The following is a 15,011-nucleotide window of genomic DNA, read 5'->3' as shown; positions in this document are numbered from 1 at the left end:
AAACAGAAGGGGCTTTTTAAGTTAGAAAATGATTCGCGGTAACATAAAAGAGTCCACCGTTAATAATTTGTACTGTAATGCGGGGTTCATATTGTTCTTGCAGTGCTTGTTTTTCAATTTCATAGCTTTCAGGAAGTTCATCACTTTCTTCATAAAAACGATTTAAAAGGTCCAAATCGTGATTCCAGCGCACTCTTGCTTCTTTCGCCCACGTATGGTCATCTTCTGCAATAATATTTTTTAAAGCATCCTCTATACGTTGTAAACCGCTTTGCGGTTTAATAATAGGCGAGAGCGTAAAACAAAAGTCAGGTATTTTCGGTGTAAGTTTAATTTTAGTTAATGTTTCATGAAAGTTTGCAATCATTGTGCCAGAAATAAGATGAATGCCAATCGAGTGGAGGATATCTTTTTTTCGATCACATTGATAGGAAACTTTTATATTTACACCGAGCCACGGATGGAGCGGTGTATGTGTTGCTCCGCTATGCCGTACTTCCTCATATAAGCGTATGTAAGAGCCTAATTCTTTTGTCGTTTGAAAAATTTGATGAAGACGTGGTGAACCGTAGTGAATAAGTTCACCATCGTTTTCTTCATTTTCTGGATTTGTAATAAGAGTAAGGCGCATCGGATTCGGTACGCCTCCTGTCTTCTCAAGATAGTGCCAATAAAAAGGACGGTTCATTAATAATTTATCCATCTCAATTGTTAATTGCACATCCAATAGATGAGGAGAACGTTCTAAAATTTCACAGTTATTCGCCTCAAAAAAATTGTATAAGTAATTATGAATTTCATGTTGCTGCATAGCCTTGCACCTCAGCTTCATTTCGCTTCGCAAAGTCGATAATAGATGTTAAGTTTTCCATCTTAATTCGGATTTCTCCTTCGCTTTTTGATTGCGCAAATATTTCTTGAATGTGTGCGTCGATGTTTTTCATATTAATTCTCGTTAAAATTTCATCAAGTTCACCGATCACACGCTCAAATAAATTAATTTTTTCATATAACAGTTTCAAAATATGTTCTTCCACAGTGTGTTTTGTAGCTAAGTTATAAATATGAACATCATTCTTTTGACCAAGGCGGTGAATACGTCCGATTCTTTGTTCAAGGCGCATTGGGTTCCATGGTAAATCGTAATTGATCATATGGCTACAAAATTGTAAGTTAATTCCTTCACCACCAGCTTCCGTTGCGATTAGCACTTGCGCATGATTTTGGAAAAGTTCCTTCATCCAATCTTTCTTTCCCCGTTTAAATCCGCCGCGGAATGGGACAGAAGAAATACCGTGCTGTTGTAAAAACCATTGTAAGTACATTTGTGACGCTCGGTATTCTGTGAAAATGACGACTTTATCGTCAATTTCTTTTATAAGCTCTAGCGCTTTATTTGCTTTTGAGTTAAAAGGAATACGGTTAATTTTGTCCATTAGCACATCAATATGCGGATCTTTTACGTAATTCTCATTTTCCTTCTGTCGTTTTTCTACATGTTTTTTTAATGAATAGTAAACGGCCTCGCGACTACTACACGCTTCCCGTTTTAAAGTTAATGATGAGAAAGCAGATGTGAAGGCGTCTTGTCCTCGCCAATTTTCGATATCATTATATAGAGCTTGCTCTTCTTCATTAAACTCAACAAAAATTGTACGTACATGTCTCTTTGGCCAATCAATCCCGGTATTATGACGCCGATTTCGGACCATTACTTTGTTAATAAGAGCTTTTAAATCTTCATCAGATTCGGCTGAACGATTTTTTGAAGCATAATATTCTTCAAAATTGGATTGATTGCCTAAATGTCCTGGTTTTAATAAAGAAACGAGGTTGAAAATTTCATCAATCTTATTTTGGACAGGAGTAGCGGTTAATAATAAACAAAATTTCTTTTTTAATCGCTGTGCAAATTCATAGTTTTTTGTTTTATTATTTTTAAGTTTATGTGCTTCATCGATAATAATAAGGTCATATTCTAAGTTCAAAACGATATCACGATGTGGTGAACGTTTTGCAGTATCAATTGATGATACAATCACATCGGCTTGTTCCCACGAGTAGCTTTTCTTTTGAGCTACAGCTGGAATGAAAAACTTTGTATTTAATTCGTATGCCCATTGTGATACGAGAGAGGCTGGAACGAGTATAAGTACTTTTTTCACAAGGCCGCGGACCATATATTCTTTTAAAATAAGTCCAGCTTCAATCGTTTTTCCAAGTCCTACTTCATCTGCTAGAATCGCTTTACCATTCATTTGTTCAATAACATTTTGAGCGACTTCTAATTGATGAGGAAGTGGTGTGAAATGGGATAAATGTTTCGGTGCTTGTAATCCATCAAAAGTAGGAACAAGTAATGATTTTTCTGTTTCATAAGCTAAATGATATAAATCCCAGTTTGTCCAAGGACCATCTTCATCAATTCTATTTAAAAAATTGTTTTGCCACGTTCGATCTATGGAAATATCGACATTCATTACGACTCTCCCACCTTTTATAAACTAAAGTAATTATGAAAAAATCTTTACTATATAAGCCTTGTAATAAGGCGCTATTACACTTACTGAAAGGTAAACAATAAGTAAAGATAAAGGACTAAATCTTAAAAACTGTATGTAATAAGATTAAGCTTAAAAAATTCTAAATTATTTTTTATGCTAGAATATTGATGAAATATAGCGAATAATGTTAGGATAATGGTGTGAAATGTGTGGAATCTTTCGTATTTTATCCAAGAAAGTGATTTTTTATTTACGCTTTCATAAAAAAATATAATGAGATTCCGTATATCCTATCTTTTTAGAATGAAAATGTTTAGAAATGAGTAACAACTTTTATTGATTTGTCAGAGCATAAGGGGGAGAGATCATGATTACATTACAACGTACACCGTTATTTGATGTATACGCGAAGTATGGTGGGAAAACAATCGACTTCGGTGGTTGGGAGTTACCAGTTCAATTTTCAAGCATTAAAGAAGAACATGAAGCTGTACGTACAGCGGCAGGTTTGTTCGATGTGTCTCACATGGGAGAAGTTGAGGTAAAAGGTGTAGATAGTTTAGCATTTTTACAACGTGTTGTTACAAATGACGTATCTACCTTAAAGGTAGGGGGCGCACAATATACAGCAATGTGCTACGAAAATGGTGGTACAGTAGATGATTTATTAATCTACAAACGTGGTGAAGAAGACTATTTATTAGTTATCAACGCATCAAATATCGAGAAAGATTACGAATGGTTAGCTAGCCATGTAATTGGCGATGCGACAGTAGTCAATGTTTCTAGTGAAGTTGCACAGCTTGCAATTCAAGGACCAAAAGCAGAAGGCATTTTACAAAAAGTTGTGTCAGAAGATTTGAAAGAAATTAAGTTCTTTAAATTTAAAAACGATATTCTTGTAGATGGAATTCCAGCACTTGTATCTCGTACAGGTTACACAGGTGAAGATGGATTTGAAATTTACTGTAAGAGTGAGGATGCTGCAAAACTTTGGGAGAAACTTCTTGAAGTTGGAGCAGAAGAGGGCTTAAAACCATGTGGCTTAGGTGCTCGTGATACACTTCGCTTCGAAGCAACATTACCACTTTACGGTCAAGAATTATCAAAAGATATTACACCGATTGAAGCTGGAATTGGCTTTGCGGTAAAACCAAATAAAGAAGCAGACTTCTTTGGAAAAGCAACGTTAAAAGAGCAAAAAGAAAACGGTGCACCTCGTAAGTTAGTGGGCATCGAAGTAATTGAACGTGGAATTCCTCGTACGCATTACCCTGTATTTATTGGAGAAGAAAAGATCGGGGAAGTAACAAGTGGTACACAATCTCCAACGTTAAAGAAAAGCATTGGTTTAGCACTAATTGATGTAAAATACGCAGCAGTTGATACAGAAGTAGAAATTGAAATTCGTAATAAACGCGTCAAAGCAGTAGTTGTTCCAACACCATTTTATAAACGTTCAAAGTAACGGGGAGAGGGGTAGATTTCATGTTGCATCGTTATCTTCCAATGACAGAAGAAGACAAAAAAGAAATGTTACAAACGATCGGCGTTCAAACGATCGATGAGTTATTCTCTGATATTCCAGAGAGTGTTCGTTTTAAAGGGGATTTAAAAATTAAAGAAGCAAAATCAGAGCCAGAGCTTTTAAAAGAGCTATCTCAAATGGCTAGTAAAAATGCGAACTTAAAAGAGTATGCTTCTTTCTTAGGAGCAGGCGTATACGACCATTACGCTCCAGTAATCGTAGATCATGTTATCTCTCGCTCAGAATTTTATACAGCTTACACGCCATACCAACCGGAAATTTCACAAGGGGAATTACAAGCAATTTTTGAATTCCAAACAATGATTTGTGAGTTAACAGGAATGGATGTAGCAAACTCTTCTATGTACGACGGAGGTACAGCTTTAGCTGAAGCGGCAATGCTAGCAGCTGGCCATACTCGTAAAAAGAAAATTCTTGTATCTAGCGCAGTTCATCCAGAATCAAGAGCTGTACTTGAAACGTATGCAAAAGGTCAACATCTTGAAGTTGTTGAAATTAATCATAAAGATGGTGTAACAGATTTAGACGTATTACAAAGTGAAGTAGATGATACAGTTGCTTGTGTAATCGTTCAATATCCAAACTTCTTCGGACAAGTTGAAAAATTAGCTGATATTGAAAAAATCGTTCATCAACAAAAATCATTATTTATCGTTTCTTCAAATCCATTATCATTGGGCGCATTAACACCACCAGGAAAATTTGGTGCTGATATTGTCATCGGTGATGCACAACCATTTGGTATCCCAACGCAGTTTGGTGGACCACACTGTGGTTACTTTGCAACAACGAAAGCATTCATGCGTAAAATTCCAGGGCGTCTTGTCGGACAAACTGTAGATTCAGATGGGAAACGTGGGTTTGTATTAACGTTACAAGCACGTGAACAGCATATTCGCCGTGACAAAGCGACGTCTAACATTTGTTCAAACCAAGCGTTAAATGCATTAGCAGCATCAGTTGCAATGACAGCACTTGGTAAACAAGGTGTGAAAGAAATGGCACGTCAAAACATTTCTAAAGCACAATATGCAAAACGTCAATTTGAAGCGAAAGGCTTCACAGTTACATTTGCTGGACCATTCTTCAATGAGTTCGTTGTAGATTGCAAGCGCCCAGTGAAAGAAGTAAACGATGCATTATTACAAAAGAATATTATCGGCGGTTACGACCTAGGCCGTGATTATAAAGAGCATGAGAACCATATGCTTGTAGCAGTAACTGAGCTTCGTACAAAAGAGGAAATTGACACACTTGTAAACGAAATGGGGGCTATCCAATGAAGAACCAAGACCAAGCACTTATCTTTGAAGTAAGTAAAGAAGGACGCATAGGATATAGCCTACCAAAATTAGATGTAGAAGAAGTGAAACTAGAAGATGTATTTGAGAGCGATTATATTCGAGTAGAAGATGCAGAGCTACCAGAAGTATCTGAACTTGATATTATGCGCCACTATACAGCACTTTCAAACCGTAACCACGGTGTTGATTCTGGATTCTATCCACTTGGGTCTTGTACGATGAAATATAATCCGAAAATTAATGAGAGTGTAGCTCGTTTCGCAGGATTTGCAAATATTCATCCGTTGCAAGATGAAAAGACAGTACAAGGTGCAATGGAATTAATGTACGATTTACAAGAGCATTTAATTGAAATTACAGGTATGGATACTGTTACATTACAACCAGCAGCTGGTGCACACGGAGAATGGACAGGCTTAATGTTAATTCGTGCATACCATGAAGCAAATGGTGACTTTAACCGTACGAAAGTAATTGTTCCTGACTCTGCTCACGGAACGAATCCAGCATCTGCAACTGTAGCTGGTTTTGAAACAATTACGGTAAAATCAAATGAACATGGTCTTGTTGACTTAGAAGACTTAAAACGTGTTGTAAATGAAGAAACAGCAGCACTTATGTTAACAAACCCTAATACATTAGGTTTATTCGAAGAAAATATTTTAGAAATGGCAGAAATCGTCCATAACGCAGGCGGTAAATTATACTATGATGGTGCAAACTTAAATGCGGTATTAAGCCAAGCGCGCCCAGGAGATATGGGATTTGACGTTGTGCATCTAAACCTTCATAAAACATTTACAGGTCCTCACGGCGGCGGTGGCCCAGGATCTGGTCCAGTAGGTGTGAAAGCTGATTTAATTCCGTACTTACCAAAACCAATTTTAGAGAAAACGGAAGATGGCTATCGCTTTAACTATGATCGTCCAGAAGCAATTGGGCGCGTAAAACCATTCTACGGTAACTTCGGAATTAACGTTCGTGCATACACATACATTCGTTCTATGGGTCCAGATGGACTACGTGCAGTAACAGAGTATGCGGTATTAAATGCGAACTATATGATGAGAAGATTAGCACCATTTTATGATCTTCCATTCGATAGACATTGTAAGCATGAGTTTGTATTATCAGGTCGTCGTCAAAAGAAACTTGGTGTACGTACATTAGATATCGCAAAACGTCTGCTTGATTTCGGTTACCATCCACCAACAATTTACTTCCCATTAAATGTGGAAGAATGTATTATGATTGAGCCGACGGAAACAGAATCAAAAGAAACATTAGACGGTTTCATTGATAAGATGATTCAAATCGCTAAAGAAGTAGAAGAAAATCCAGAAGTTGTACAAGAAGCACCTCATACAACAGTCATTAAACGTTTAGACGAAACGATGGCTGCACGTAAACCAGTTTTACGTTATGAAAAGCCAGCTCCTGTACAAGTTTGATTAGAATAACAAAGGAAGAACTCGCTATATGCGAGTTCTTTTTTTGTATGGAGAATTTGTTCCGCAATTTGTGGCCTGGTAATCAGTAGAGATGAACAAAAAACACCCACTGATTAAAGTTTCACTTTATGCAGAAGTGGTGAAGAAAATGTTAAAAATTTATATTTTTTGTTTCATAATGGTGTAAAGAAGCAGTTTTATAGGTGATTTTGTTGAAAAAGTCAGTTTGATAAAAGTATTTATTTTTGTTAGAATTTTATTGAAATTAAGAAGGTGTGATGAGGCAAAAATTACTCATTTTTATGTATATGTGAAAAAACGAGCAAGACGGGGGTGAAAGTGTGGGATATCGATGTTATAGAATGGTATACCATTTAGAAAATGGAGAAACAATTAAAGATGTAAAAGAATTTTGCTATCGAGACCAAGGAAAAGTGTTAGAAAGAGTAGCGCATCGTGTAATGGATAATAGAGAAGTGACGGCAATTGATAAGCAAGGAACGATCATTTCAATAGCATGTGAGGACATTGTAAAGGTGGAACTGGATTACATAACAGAAAGTTAACCTTGAGTCATATCGAATTATTCGATAAAATATACTGTTGAATGGTGAAGTGAGAAGAGAGGAGTTTATCATGGGTAGTACAAGACACTTTTATATGTTTATCTTAGCGTTTGTTCTTGTTGTGGCATTAACGATTTATTTAATTGTTGATAGCACTTGGTACAACACAGTTCATCCGGCGTTCCTTCTGTTTATGTATGTAGGAATTGCGGTAGTGAGTTTCGGAATGAGAGATGAGATGTTAGATCGCTTTGAAAAGTGATACATATACGAAAGGCCAACAGGAAAATGTTGGTCTTTTTTTCTTGCCAAAAATAGGATGTTGTGTATATACTGTATATATAAGGTATATACAGTATATACACACTGGAGGAAAACATGAATATTATTATTTCGAATTCTTCCCAAGACCCTATTTATGTACAGATAAGAAAACAATTAAGCCAGCTTATTTTAAATGGTGGTTTAAAGGGTGGAGACCAATTACCGTCTATTCGTAGCTTAGCAAAGGAATTACAGATTAGTGTAATTACTACGAAGCGTGCGTACGAGGAGCTTGAGAAAGAAGGATATATAGAAACTGTTGCTGGGAAGGGGACTTATGTTTCACGTAAAAATAATGAACTATTAAAAGAACAAAGGCTTCGTCTATTGGAAAGTAAAGCGGAAGAGATTGTAAATGAAAGTAAAGCGTTACAGCTTTCACTTGAAGAATTACAGCAGATGATTGCGTGTTTATATGAGGGGGAATAAGAGATGTTAGAGTTAAAAAACGTATGTAAAAGCTATGAAGATTTTGCAGTAAAAAATATAAGTTTTACATTACCACGCGGATATATTATGGGATTTGTCGGACCGAATGGGGCTGGGAAAAGTACGACGATCAAAATGATTATGAATTTAATTCGAAAAGATAGCGGCGATATAAAAATTTTTGGCAAGGACAATAAGAAAGCCGAAAAGGAAATAAAGCAAAATATCGGCTTTGTATATGATGAAAATCATTATTACGAAGATTTAACGTGTGAGCAAATGAAGCGTATTATTGCACCGTTATATAAAAAGTGGGATGAAGAGCAGTATCAATCGTATATGCATAGATTGCAAGTTCCGAAGTATAAAAAAATTAAAGAATTATCAAAAGGAATGAAAATGAAATTTGCGATTGCCATTGCGCTCTCGCACCACGCAGAATTTATCATCATGGATGAACCAACAGCAGGATTAGATCCAGTTGTTCGAAGTGAATTACTTGATATGTTGCAAGAAATTGTAATGGAAGATGAAGTATCGGTATTATTCTCAACGCACATTACAACAGATTTAGAGCGCATTGCAGATTATATTACGTTTATCAACGATGGAGAAATTATATTTACTGGTGAAAAAGAAGACTTGATGGAGAACTACGTAATCGTAAAAGGAAGTAATGATTTATTAGATCGAGAAGGAAAAGAACTATTTGTTGGATTACGAAAAAATAAATTTGGTTTTGAAGGTTTAGCGAAGGATAAACAAACAATTATCGACTGGTTTGGAAATGAGGTTGTACTAGAAAAGCCTACATTAGATGATATTATCGTTTACACTGCGAAAGGGAGGGGTGCCTATGCGTCAGCTCGTATATAAAGATTTGTTCTTTTTTCGAGGGATATGGCCAGTGTATCTTACTATACCCTTTATATTCTTTTTATTTGAAAACGGTGATGGAATGCTGTTTCCTATGAGTTGTGTATTTATAATTCTTTCCTCAGTTATTATATTAATCATAATAGATGAACGGAATACAAGTGACATTATGATTAATAGCTTACCGCTAAGTAGAAAGGATATCATAATTGCTAGATATATTTCCTGTGCAATATTCATTGTAGGGGGCATGATTTCTACTATGCTAGTTGTTTTTCTTATAAGGTGTATCGCGCTGTTATTGGTGATATCGGTGCATACTATCCTAAGCTTTACATTGAGATTTCATGGTATGAAGTAATAAATGGAATTGTTTATGCCGTATTTTGGATGGTCACCTTTTTCCCTATGTATTATGTTACAAAATCAAAGGCGGTAATAAGTATAATAGCAGCAGCTTCAATAATAGTTAGCGGGATACTTTGGATATTTATTAGTGATGGAATGAAGGAAGTAGCACCTTCATTCCTTGATTGGATTATGAATCCTCTGCATATTGGTGTATTTATAGTTGGATTCATTGCATTAGTCAGTATTTATATCGCTTCTATGTTTCTTACAATTAAAATTTATGGAGCGCGTGATTTATAGAGAGGGGAATTACCATGCAGCAATTGATTTTGAAGGAGTTTTTCTTACAAAGAAAAATGTTTCTTATCTATTTGATCTTACCAATATACGGAGCATTCCAAAACTCTATAGAACCATTTCAAATGGCGTATGTTTGTTTTGCTATATGTCTTTTGATGATTTCAATCTCTTTATCAAATGAAGAGAAAAATAGTACGGAAAAAATATTAGTAAGTCTACCTTTTACTAGAAAAGATATTGTCATTGCGAAATACATATCTACACTATTTTTTATGGCATTCAGCTTAATCATTACATTCGTTTTCTTTGTACTACCTGTATGTGTATTAAAAGAGAATATAAATATTCCTTGGTATGCAGCATTTATAGCTATTTTCTTTTCTATTCTGTATGCTGTTATGATCCTTCCCATAAAATATAGTGAGGATAAGCGAACGGTTACTATGCTGGGATTAGTTATGCTTTTTCCTATAATAGGTTTACTAGGATTTATGTGCAATATATTTACGGATGAAAGGCTTATGGTAATGATTTTTCGAACTTCAAATGTGCTATTAGTTGTAAGTGTTTTAAGTATAGGCGCGTGTGTAAGTTATTTAGCTTCAATGTTTGTAGCTATTGTGAGTTTTAAAAAGAGAGAGCTTTAATACTTATGACTGGCCTTATATAAAAATGAATAATTGATGTTAAGGAATGAGTTTAGTGAGGTGTAATATATGATTAAGCAACTAGTTTTCAAAGATATGATGTTGCAAAGAAAGTTGGGATTTATTAGTTTTATATGTTTGCTTTTCCTGATAATTGTTGATTTTGGTAGCGACAATTTTCTTTTGAAGCTTAGCATATCTATACCTATCCTTGGAACGATATGGTCGACCAGTTATGAGGCTAGAAGTAAGAGTGAAAAAATATTAAATAGTTTACCGTTTGATCGTAAAGACATTATCGTAGCAAAATACGTATTTGTAAGCATTTTAGTTCTTTTAGGTGTGATTTTCTCACTTTTAGTTGGTCTAATTCAGTTGCAAAATGAACATATAACTGGATTTATGCTGTGGGGAGAGATTCTTGGCGGAATAACGGGAGGATTGGTTTATAGCATGATCGTACTACCAATTGAATTTTCGGTAGAATATAGCAGTTCGAAACAGGTTGCTTATTTTATGGGAATTATAGTTGGTGGATTAAGTGGAGTGATTGTAAGTAGTGAATGGTTAGATGTAGAGAATGTTTGGAGCACGAGTCTAGTCGTAAATATTTGTTTTATAGCAGGGCTTCTTATTTTGTATGTTATGTCCATGTTACTCTCAATTAACTTATACAATGAGCGTGATTTATAAGGAGGGAGCGATTGTGAAGCAACTTATAATAAAAGACTTTATCGTGCAATGGAAGTATTTAATATGGCACTTAATATATCCTCTTTTCATGTATATGACATTAATAGACATGAAAAGTTTTTACATAATTATGTCAGCTATAATTCCAGTTATAGCAATTTTAAGAACATTTAATGACGATAAAAAATATAATAGTGAAGTAATAGTAAATAGTTTACCACTAGCAAGAACGCAAATTGTGTTAGCTAAATACATAATGGCACTTATTATTTTTATTATAAGTATGATAGTGTCTAGTCCTGTAGTAATCAATCGGTTTGAAGATGGAACTGTTGAATTTATAACGACAACAGTAATTACGATTTCTGGTTTTGTTTTTATATATTTAAGTTTTGTCTTACCGATGTTGTTTTGGGTTAGCTACAAAAAAGCTACTTTTATTACGTTTTTCATACTAATAGCACCGACAGCAATTGGTACCATGTTCTTTGAAATCAGCATGGAACAAATTCAACTATATAACAGCGTGTTATTCATTAGTTCAATATGCATGTTTATAATATCTATCTTCGTTTCAGTGAAATTGTATGAAAAAAGAGAATTTTAGAAGGTGCCCTATAAAAGGCACCTTCTTCAATAGCGACAATAGGAAAGTAAAAGTTTATAAACAGAGAGGTTACTCGGTACAACATCTTTTGGAGTATGTAATATAAAGCTGAAAACGATAACGAGAATGAGAAAGAGGAAAAATAAAAATAGGATCTGCTTATGTACGGAATTTTGCATATTATCCACTCCTTTTTTAGGTAGTATGTCCAAAAGAAAGGAGTGTATGAAAAATTTTAGGAGGGGAGAATGATGAGCAAAAGAAAATGGTTATATAGAATAGGGATATTTTTCGTTTCAATCGGTCTCATATTAGCAAATGTTTATTCAGATATACCACCGTTATTTCCTAGTTTGCATAAAGGGGTTGGTATAAGTATTGCCATAGTCGGTCTGTTTTGTCTTATCACATCAAACTTTTATAGAAAGTCTGAATGAATATAAAAAAGGACAGTTACTCTTTTTCAGAAGAACAGTCCTTTTTAAATAACTTATTCCATAGCCTGGCGATACTCCATATAATGACGATTGCAATGGAGGCAATAATGGACCAGACGATTGATATTATTTCAAGTGTCATGTTAGGAAGGAATGTGAGAATGGATACTACTTTATGAAACAACCATTCTATTATGTGAAAACTTATTTGTAATAGAATGACGATACCAAGTGTGATCCATGCTAACAGTTGCTTCCCTTTTTCTTTCCACATGACATTCACCTCACGTCAGCTTAATAGTTTTAAGCCAACAGCGCCGCATAGAATGCAGCTTAAGAAAGCAAGACGACGCCAATCCGCTGATTCGCGGAAAATAAGGATGCCTAGAAGTGCACTTCCGGCAGTTCCGATTCCAGTCCAAATCGCGTAAGCAGTTCCCATCGGTAATGTGTTCATCGCAAGGGATAAGAAGAAGAAGCTTACGCCGAAGTTAGCGATTAAAATAACTTTTGGTGCCCAGCCTTTCTTTTCAGTGGCTACTTTCATAAAGAGTACACCAATAATTTCACAAATACCAGCTAGAATTAAAAATACCCAAGCCATTTTATGCGGCCTCCTTCGCTTCTTTTTCTTCTGTTACTCGTTTTAAACCAATTACGCCAAAGAAGATTAAACCAATTAATAATACTTTTACGATAGAGAATGGCTCTCCGAAAACGAAAATTTCTGTAAGAACGATTCCACCAGCTCCAATTCCAGTGAAGACTGCGTATACAGTACCAACAGGTAAATCTTTATAAGCCCTAAATAATAAGACGAAACTAATTGTAATTAATAACGCAACACCAGCCCATTCAAGTGGAGCCTCCGCGTGTTTTAATCCAATTACCCAAAAGATTTCAATAATACCAGCTAAGATTACATAAATCCATGCCATATGTCATTTCTCCTTCCTACCAGTCGTTAGGTAAAGGGCTTAAAAACGACGCATTGCAAAGGAGCAATCCGTCAGTTTGAAAGTCCACGCCAAAATACTTTCCAAGAAGCGTCTAAACGTGTCTCAAAACGATTTAAACCTGCGTATAGTAGTTCAACCATAAGACCGTCAAGTAAGCATAGAAAAGCCTCTAAGGCGTCTTTTACTTCAATGTTATGCAACTCATCTCGTTCGCTTGCTCTTTTAAATACAGGGAATAAAAGTTTTCCGACGTTTTCAATGTGTACATTTGCTTTATTAATAATTTGTTCGCGAAATGCATCAGGCGGAAAATAAGAAGTTCGTAACCAAAACATTGATTCTTCACTTTCACCAAATCGTTTTGCATAGCCCTTTAGTAGCTGTAAGAGCAATTCTTCAGTAGACGAATTGGAAAACTTTTCGATATCGCCTGTGAAGCTCTGTAAATCTTTTTGAAGAGCGGATTCTAAGCATATAAAATATAGCTCTTCTTTTCCTTTAAAGTGTGCGTAAATTGATGGTTTTTTAATCCCGACTTCTTGAGCAATATTTGCTAATGAAGTTCCTTCGTAGCCGTAGCGTGCGAAATGAGAAAGTGCTACAGCTTTAATGCGGTTTGCTGTCATTTTCATCCCCTACCTACCGTTCGTTAGGTTTATTATATGCGAGTAAAAATATAAAGTCAATAGGTGAAGAGTTGAAAAAGAGCGCTATAGGTAACGCTCTTATTAGACAGTATCTCGTTCGATTAAATGGAATGAAAGCTCTTTTGCGTTCCCGATAATTTGCTCGCTTTGGATTTGTTTATGGAATAAAGAAAACGCATGTGAGCCCATTTCGAGACCGGGATGTTCAATTGTTGAAATTTCTAACGCCTTTGAAATTTCATGATTATCAAATCCGAGGATAGCAAGATCTTCGGGTACTCGAAGACCTTGCTTTCGAGCCTCTGTTAATAAACCAGCTGCAACTTGATCGTTCGCTGTAAAAATAGCGGTTGGACGATTTTTCATGTTTACAATACGATGGAGTATTTGTGCACCGTCTTGCATTGTATAGCATTGGTGAAAAATCCATTCGGGATGTAACGTTTTGCCTTCGTTACGAAGTGTATCAGCAAACGCTTTTTCACGTTCCATAGAATTTACACTTGTTTTTCTTGCTAAACAAATCCCGATTTTTTCATGACCTTTATTGAGTAAATAGGCGGTGCCGAGACGGAAGCCTTCATAATGATCTACGTAGACAGATGAAATGAGGGGGTGGTGCATTTTTTCGCATGAAATAATAGGAGCAAATTTTGCGAAAGGTTCAATTTGTTCCCATGAACTCGTTCGAGAGCAAATAATCATCCCGTCGAATTGTTTCATTTTCATCATTTCCAGAACACGAATTTCTTCGATACTATCGTAATTCGTTTGACATAAATTAATGTGATATCCAGCTGCTAACGCTTCGTTGCCGATTCCTTCAATAATGGTACTGAAGTATGGAAGGTTAATGAAAGGGAGCATAACACCGATCGTATATGTTTTTCCCTTTATTAAATGAATAGCATTTATATTTTTGGCATAGTTCAATTCTTCAACAGCATCTAGAACACGCTTACGTTTTTCTTCTTTTACGTAAGGGTGATTATTCAGGACGCGAGAAACAGTTGATATGGATACACCAGCGGTTTTTGCAATTTGTTTTATATTGGCCATATGTATCACCTCTCTCCTTATTATAAAGGGAAAATAATAAGAATGAAAAAATCTTGACCTGAAAAGCTTTTCACAAACTATGGTATGAATAAGGCTTCTTTTTATTCGCGTAACCTTTTCACTTGGGCGTAAGAATGATAGAGGTCTTTTTGTTTGCAAAATAGTTTTGTCAAAATGTGTGAGAATAACGTGGAAAGTTTTCAAAGGTGGAGCTTGGTGGCGAAGCGAATATGAAGAGCATATAAACGCTTCGTTCGTTAAGAGGGCGGTATGAAAGGGCGGAAACAAATTGAAAAAAAGGATCATTT

Annotated in this window: 18 protein-coding genes and 1 pseudogene; 12 read left to right on the top strand and 7 right to left on the bottom strand. The window is 35.6% G+C overall.

The window, feature by feature from the left end; genetic code table 11:
• Positions 1-16: 16 nt before the first annotated feature.
• Together ACTFNE_RS02645 and ACTFNE_RS02640 are read right to left on the bottom strand one after the other, a co-directional pair.
• Complete coding sequence (locus tag ACTFNE_RS02645; protein ID WP_001183969.1) at positions 17-811, bottom strand: YqhG family protein; 795 nt, start codon at positions 809-811, stop codon at positions 17-19.
• Positions 798-2,480 carry a DEAD/DEAH box helicase gene (locus tag ACTFNE_RS02640; RefSeq protein ID WP_001100019.1) on the bottom strand — a complete coding sequence of 561 codons (1,683 nt, stop codon included), beginning with the start codon at positions 2,478-2,480 and terminating at the stop codon, positions 798-800. Before ACTFNE_RS02640 ends, ACTFNE_RS02645 begins: the two co-directional genes overlap by 14 nt.
• Before the next feature lie 391 nt (positions 2,481-2,871).
• Between ACTFNE_RS02640 and gcvT the strand changes: the two genes are divergently transcribed.
• The 12 genes and pseudogenes from gcvT (at position 2,872) to ACTFNE_RS02580 (ending at position 12,038) form a co-directional block, all read left to right on the top strand.
• Entirely contained in the window at positions 2,872-3,972 is a 1,101-nt protein-coding gene (gcvT, locus tag ACTFNE_RS02635; RefSeq protein WP_000631771.1) for a glycine cleavage system aminomethyltransferase GcvT, read from the top strand.
• Positions 3,973-3,992: 20 nt separating this feature from the next.
• Positions 3,993-5,336 (top strand): aminomethyl-transferring glycine dehydrogenase subunit 1, encoded by a 1,344-nt coding sequence (gene gcvPA / locus ACTFNE_RS02630; RefSeq protein WP_000903231.1) that lies wholly within the window; start codon positions 3,993-3,995, stop codon positions 5,334-5,336.
• Positions 5,333-6,808, top strand: coding sequence for an aminomethyl-transferring glycine dehydrogenase subunit 2 (gene gcvPB, locus ACTFNE_RS02625; protein WP_000795696.1), 1,476 nt, complete (start codon positions 5,333-5,335; stop codon positions 6,806-6,808). The genes gcvPA and gcvPB overlap by 4 nt, the downstream gene beginning before the upstream one ends.
• 362 nt (positions 6,809-7,170) lie before the next feature.
• Positions 7,171-7,374: a DUF3929 family protein gene (locus ACTFNE_RS02620; RefSeq protein ID WP_000262495.1), complete on the top strand. Its 204-nt coding sequence runs from the start codon at positions 7,171-7,173 to the stop codon at positions 7,372-7,374.
• Positions 7,375-7,444: 70 nt separating this feature from the next.
• The gene (locus ACTFNE_RS02615) at positions 7,445-7,636 is read left to right on the top strand and encodes a hypothetical protein (RefSeq protein ID WP_000535935.1); all 192 of its coding nucleotides are present in this window, start codon (positions 7,445-7,447) and stop codon (positions 7,634-7,636) included.
• A 116-nt stretch (positions 7,637-7,752) separates the two neighbouring features.
• A complete protein-coding gene (locus tag ACTFNE_RS02610; protein WP_001021352.1) occupies positions 7,753-8,127 on the top strand; it encodes a GntR family transcriptional regulator in 375 nt (124 codons plus the stop codon).
• A gap of 3 nt (positions 8,128-8,130) precedes the next feature.
• A complete protein-coding gene (locus ACTFNE_RS02605) occupies positions 8,131-9,003 on the top strand; it encodes an ABC transporter ATP-binding protein (protein ID WP_076868257.1) in 873 nt (290 codons plus the stop codon).
• Positions 8,984-9,654, top strand: a pseudogene (locus ACTFNE_RS02600) (ABC-2 transporter permease). Before ACTFNE_RS02605 ends, ACTFNE_RS02600 begins: the two are co-directional and overlap by 20 nt.
• Before the next feature lie 14 nt (positions 9,655-9,668).
• Positions 9,669-10,301, top strand: a complete 633-nt coding sequence (locus ACTFNE_RS02595) for an ABC-2 transporter permease (RefSeq protein WP_001186581.1) — start codon at positions 9,669-9,671, stop codon at positions 10,299-10,301.
• Positions 10,302-10,370: 69 nt separating this feature from the next.
• The gene (locus tag ACTFNE_RS02590; RefSeq protein ID WP_046197836.1) at positions 10,371-10,994 is read left to right on the top strand and encodes an ABC-2 transporter permease; all 624 of its coding nucleotides are present in this window, start codon (positions 10,371-10,373) and stop codon (positions 10,992-10,994) included.
• Positions 10,995-11,007: 13 nt separating this feature from the next.
• Positions 11,008-11,601, top strand: a complete 594-nt coding sequence (locus ACTFNE_RS02585) for an ABC-2 transporter permease (RefSeq protein WP_000811438.1) — start codon at positions 11,008-11,010, stop codon at positions 11,599-11,601.
• A gap of 248 nt (positions 11,602-11,849) precedes the next feature.
• Positions 11,850-12,038 carry a hypothetical protein gene (locus tag ACTFNE_RS02580; protein WP_002163518.1) on the top strand — a complete coding sequence of 63 codons (189 nt, stop codon included), beginning with the start codon at positions 11,850-11,852 and terminating at the stop codon, positions 12,036-12,038.
• 16 nt (positions 12,039-12,054) lie between these two features.
• On the opposite strand, the gene ACTFNE_RS02575 is transcribed toward ACTFNE_RS02580, so the two are convergent.
• The 5 genes from ACTFNE_RS02575 to ACTFNE_RS02555 form a co-directional block, all read right to left on the bottom strand.
• On the bottom strand, positions 12,055-12,312 hold the full coding sequence (locus ACTFNE_RS02575) for a DUF3975 family protein (protein WP_046197837.1): 258 nt from the start codon (positions 12,310-12,312) through the stop codon (positions 12,055-12,057).
• 15 nt (positions 12,313-12,327) lie between these two features.
• Positions 12,328-12,642: a DMT family transporter gene (locus tag ACTFNE_RS02570; RefSeq protein WP_000312623.1), complete on the bottom strand. Its 315-nt coding sequence runs from the start codon at positions 12,640-12,642 to the stop codon at positions 12,328-12,330.
• 1 nt (position 12,643) lies between these two features.
• Entirely contained in the window at positions 12,644-12,976 is a 333-nt protein-coding gene (locus ACTFNE_RS02565; protein ID WP_000312349.1) for a DMT family transporter, read from the bottom strand.
• 71 nt (positions 12,977-13,047) lie between these two features.
• Positions 13,048-13,629, bottom strand: a complete 582-nt coding sequence (locus ACTFNE_RS02560; protein ID WP_041184139.1) for a TetR/AcrR family transcriptional regulator — start codon at positions 13,627-13,629, stop codon at positions 13,048-13,050.
• A gap of 96 nt (positions 13,630-13,725) precedes the next feature.
• A complete protein-coding gene (locus tag ACTFNE_RS02555) occupies positions 13,726-14,703 on the bottom strand; it encodes a LacI family DNA-binding transcriptional regulator (protein ID WP_046197838.1) in 978 nt (325 codons plus the stop codon).
• Positions 14,704-15,011: the final 308 nt, after the last annotated feature.

This window comes from Bacillus cereus group sp. MYBKT111-2, assembly GCF_051915205.1.
Taxonomy (GTDB): Bacteria; Bacillota; Bacilli; order Bacillales; family Bacillaceae_G; genus Bacillus_A; species Bacillus_A paranthracis.
Note: the sequence above shows the minus strand (reverse complement) of the source record. Positions and strands in the feature narration are given on the sequence as shown.

Coding starts and splice junctions, on each gene's coding strand:
- gcvPA (WP_000903231.1), top strand. CDS start 3,993: ATGTTGCATCGTTATCTTCCAATGACAGAAGAAGACAAAAAAGAAATG.
- ACTFNE_RS02605 (WP_076868257.1), top strand. CDS start 8,131: ATGTTAGAGTTAAAAAACGTATGTAAAAGCTATGAAGATTTTGCAGTA.
- ACTFNE_RS02645 (WP_001183969.1), bottom strand. CDS start 811: ATGCAGCAACATGAAATTCATAATTACTTATACAATTTTTTTGAGGCG.
- ACTFNE_RS02595 (WP_001186581.1), top strand. CDS start 9,669: ATGCAGCAATTGATTTTGAAGGAGTTTTTCTTACAAAGAAAAATGTTT.
- ACTFNE_RS02575 (WP_046197837.1), bottom strand. CDS start 12,312: ATGTGGAAAGAAAAAGGGAAGCAACTGTTAGCATGGATCACACTTGGT.
- ACTFNE_RS02565 (WP_000312349.1), bottom strand. CDS start 12,976: ATGGCATGGATTTATGTAATCTTAGCTGGTATTATTGAAATCTTTTGG.
- ACTFNE_RS02570 (WP_000312623.1), bottom strand. CDS start 12,642: ATGGCTTGGGTATTTTTAATTCTAGCTGGTATTTGTGAAATTATTGGT.
- ACTFNE_RS02640 (WP_001100019.1), bottom strand. CDS start 2,480: ATGAATGTCGATATTTCCATAGATCGAACGTGGCAAAACAATTTTTTA.
- ACTFNE_RS02610 (WP_001021352.1), top strand. CDS start 7,753: ATGAATATTATTATTTCGAATTCTTCCCAAGACCCTATTTATGTACAG.
- gcvPB (WP_000795696.1), top strand. CDS start 5,333: ATGAAGAACCAAGACCAAGCACTTATCTTTGAAGTAAGTAAAGAAGGA.
- ACTFNE_RS02555 (WP_046197838.1), bottom strand. CDS start 14,703: ATGGCCAATATAAAACAAATTGCAAAAACCGCTGGTGTATCCATATCA.
- ACTFNE_RS02560 (WP_041184139.1), bottom strand. CDS start 13,629: ATGAAAATGACAGCAAACCGCATTAAAGCTGTAGCACTTTCTCATTTC.
- ACTFNE_RS02620 (WP_000262495.1), top strand. CDS start 7,171: ATGGTATACCATTTAGAAAATGGAGAAACAATTAAAGATGTAAAAGAA.
- ACTFNE_RS02580 (WP_002163518.1), top strand. CDS start 11,850: ATGATGAGCAAAAGAAAATGGTTATATAGAATAGGGATATTTTTCGTT.
- gcvT (WP_000631771.1), top strand. CDS start 2,872: ATGATTACATTACAACGTACACCGTTATTTGATGTATACGCGAAGTAT.
- ACTFNE_RS02590 (WP_046197836.1), top strand. CDS start 10,371: ATGATTAAGCAACTAGTTTTCAAAGATATGATGTTGCAAAGAAAGTTG.
- ACTFNE_RS02615 (WP_000535935.1), top strand. CDS start 7,445: ATGGGTAGTACAAGACACTTTTATATGTTTATCTTAGCGTTTGTTCTT.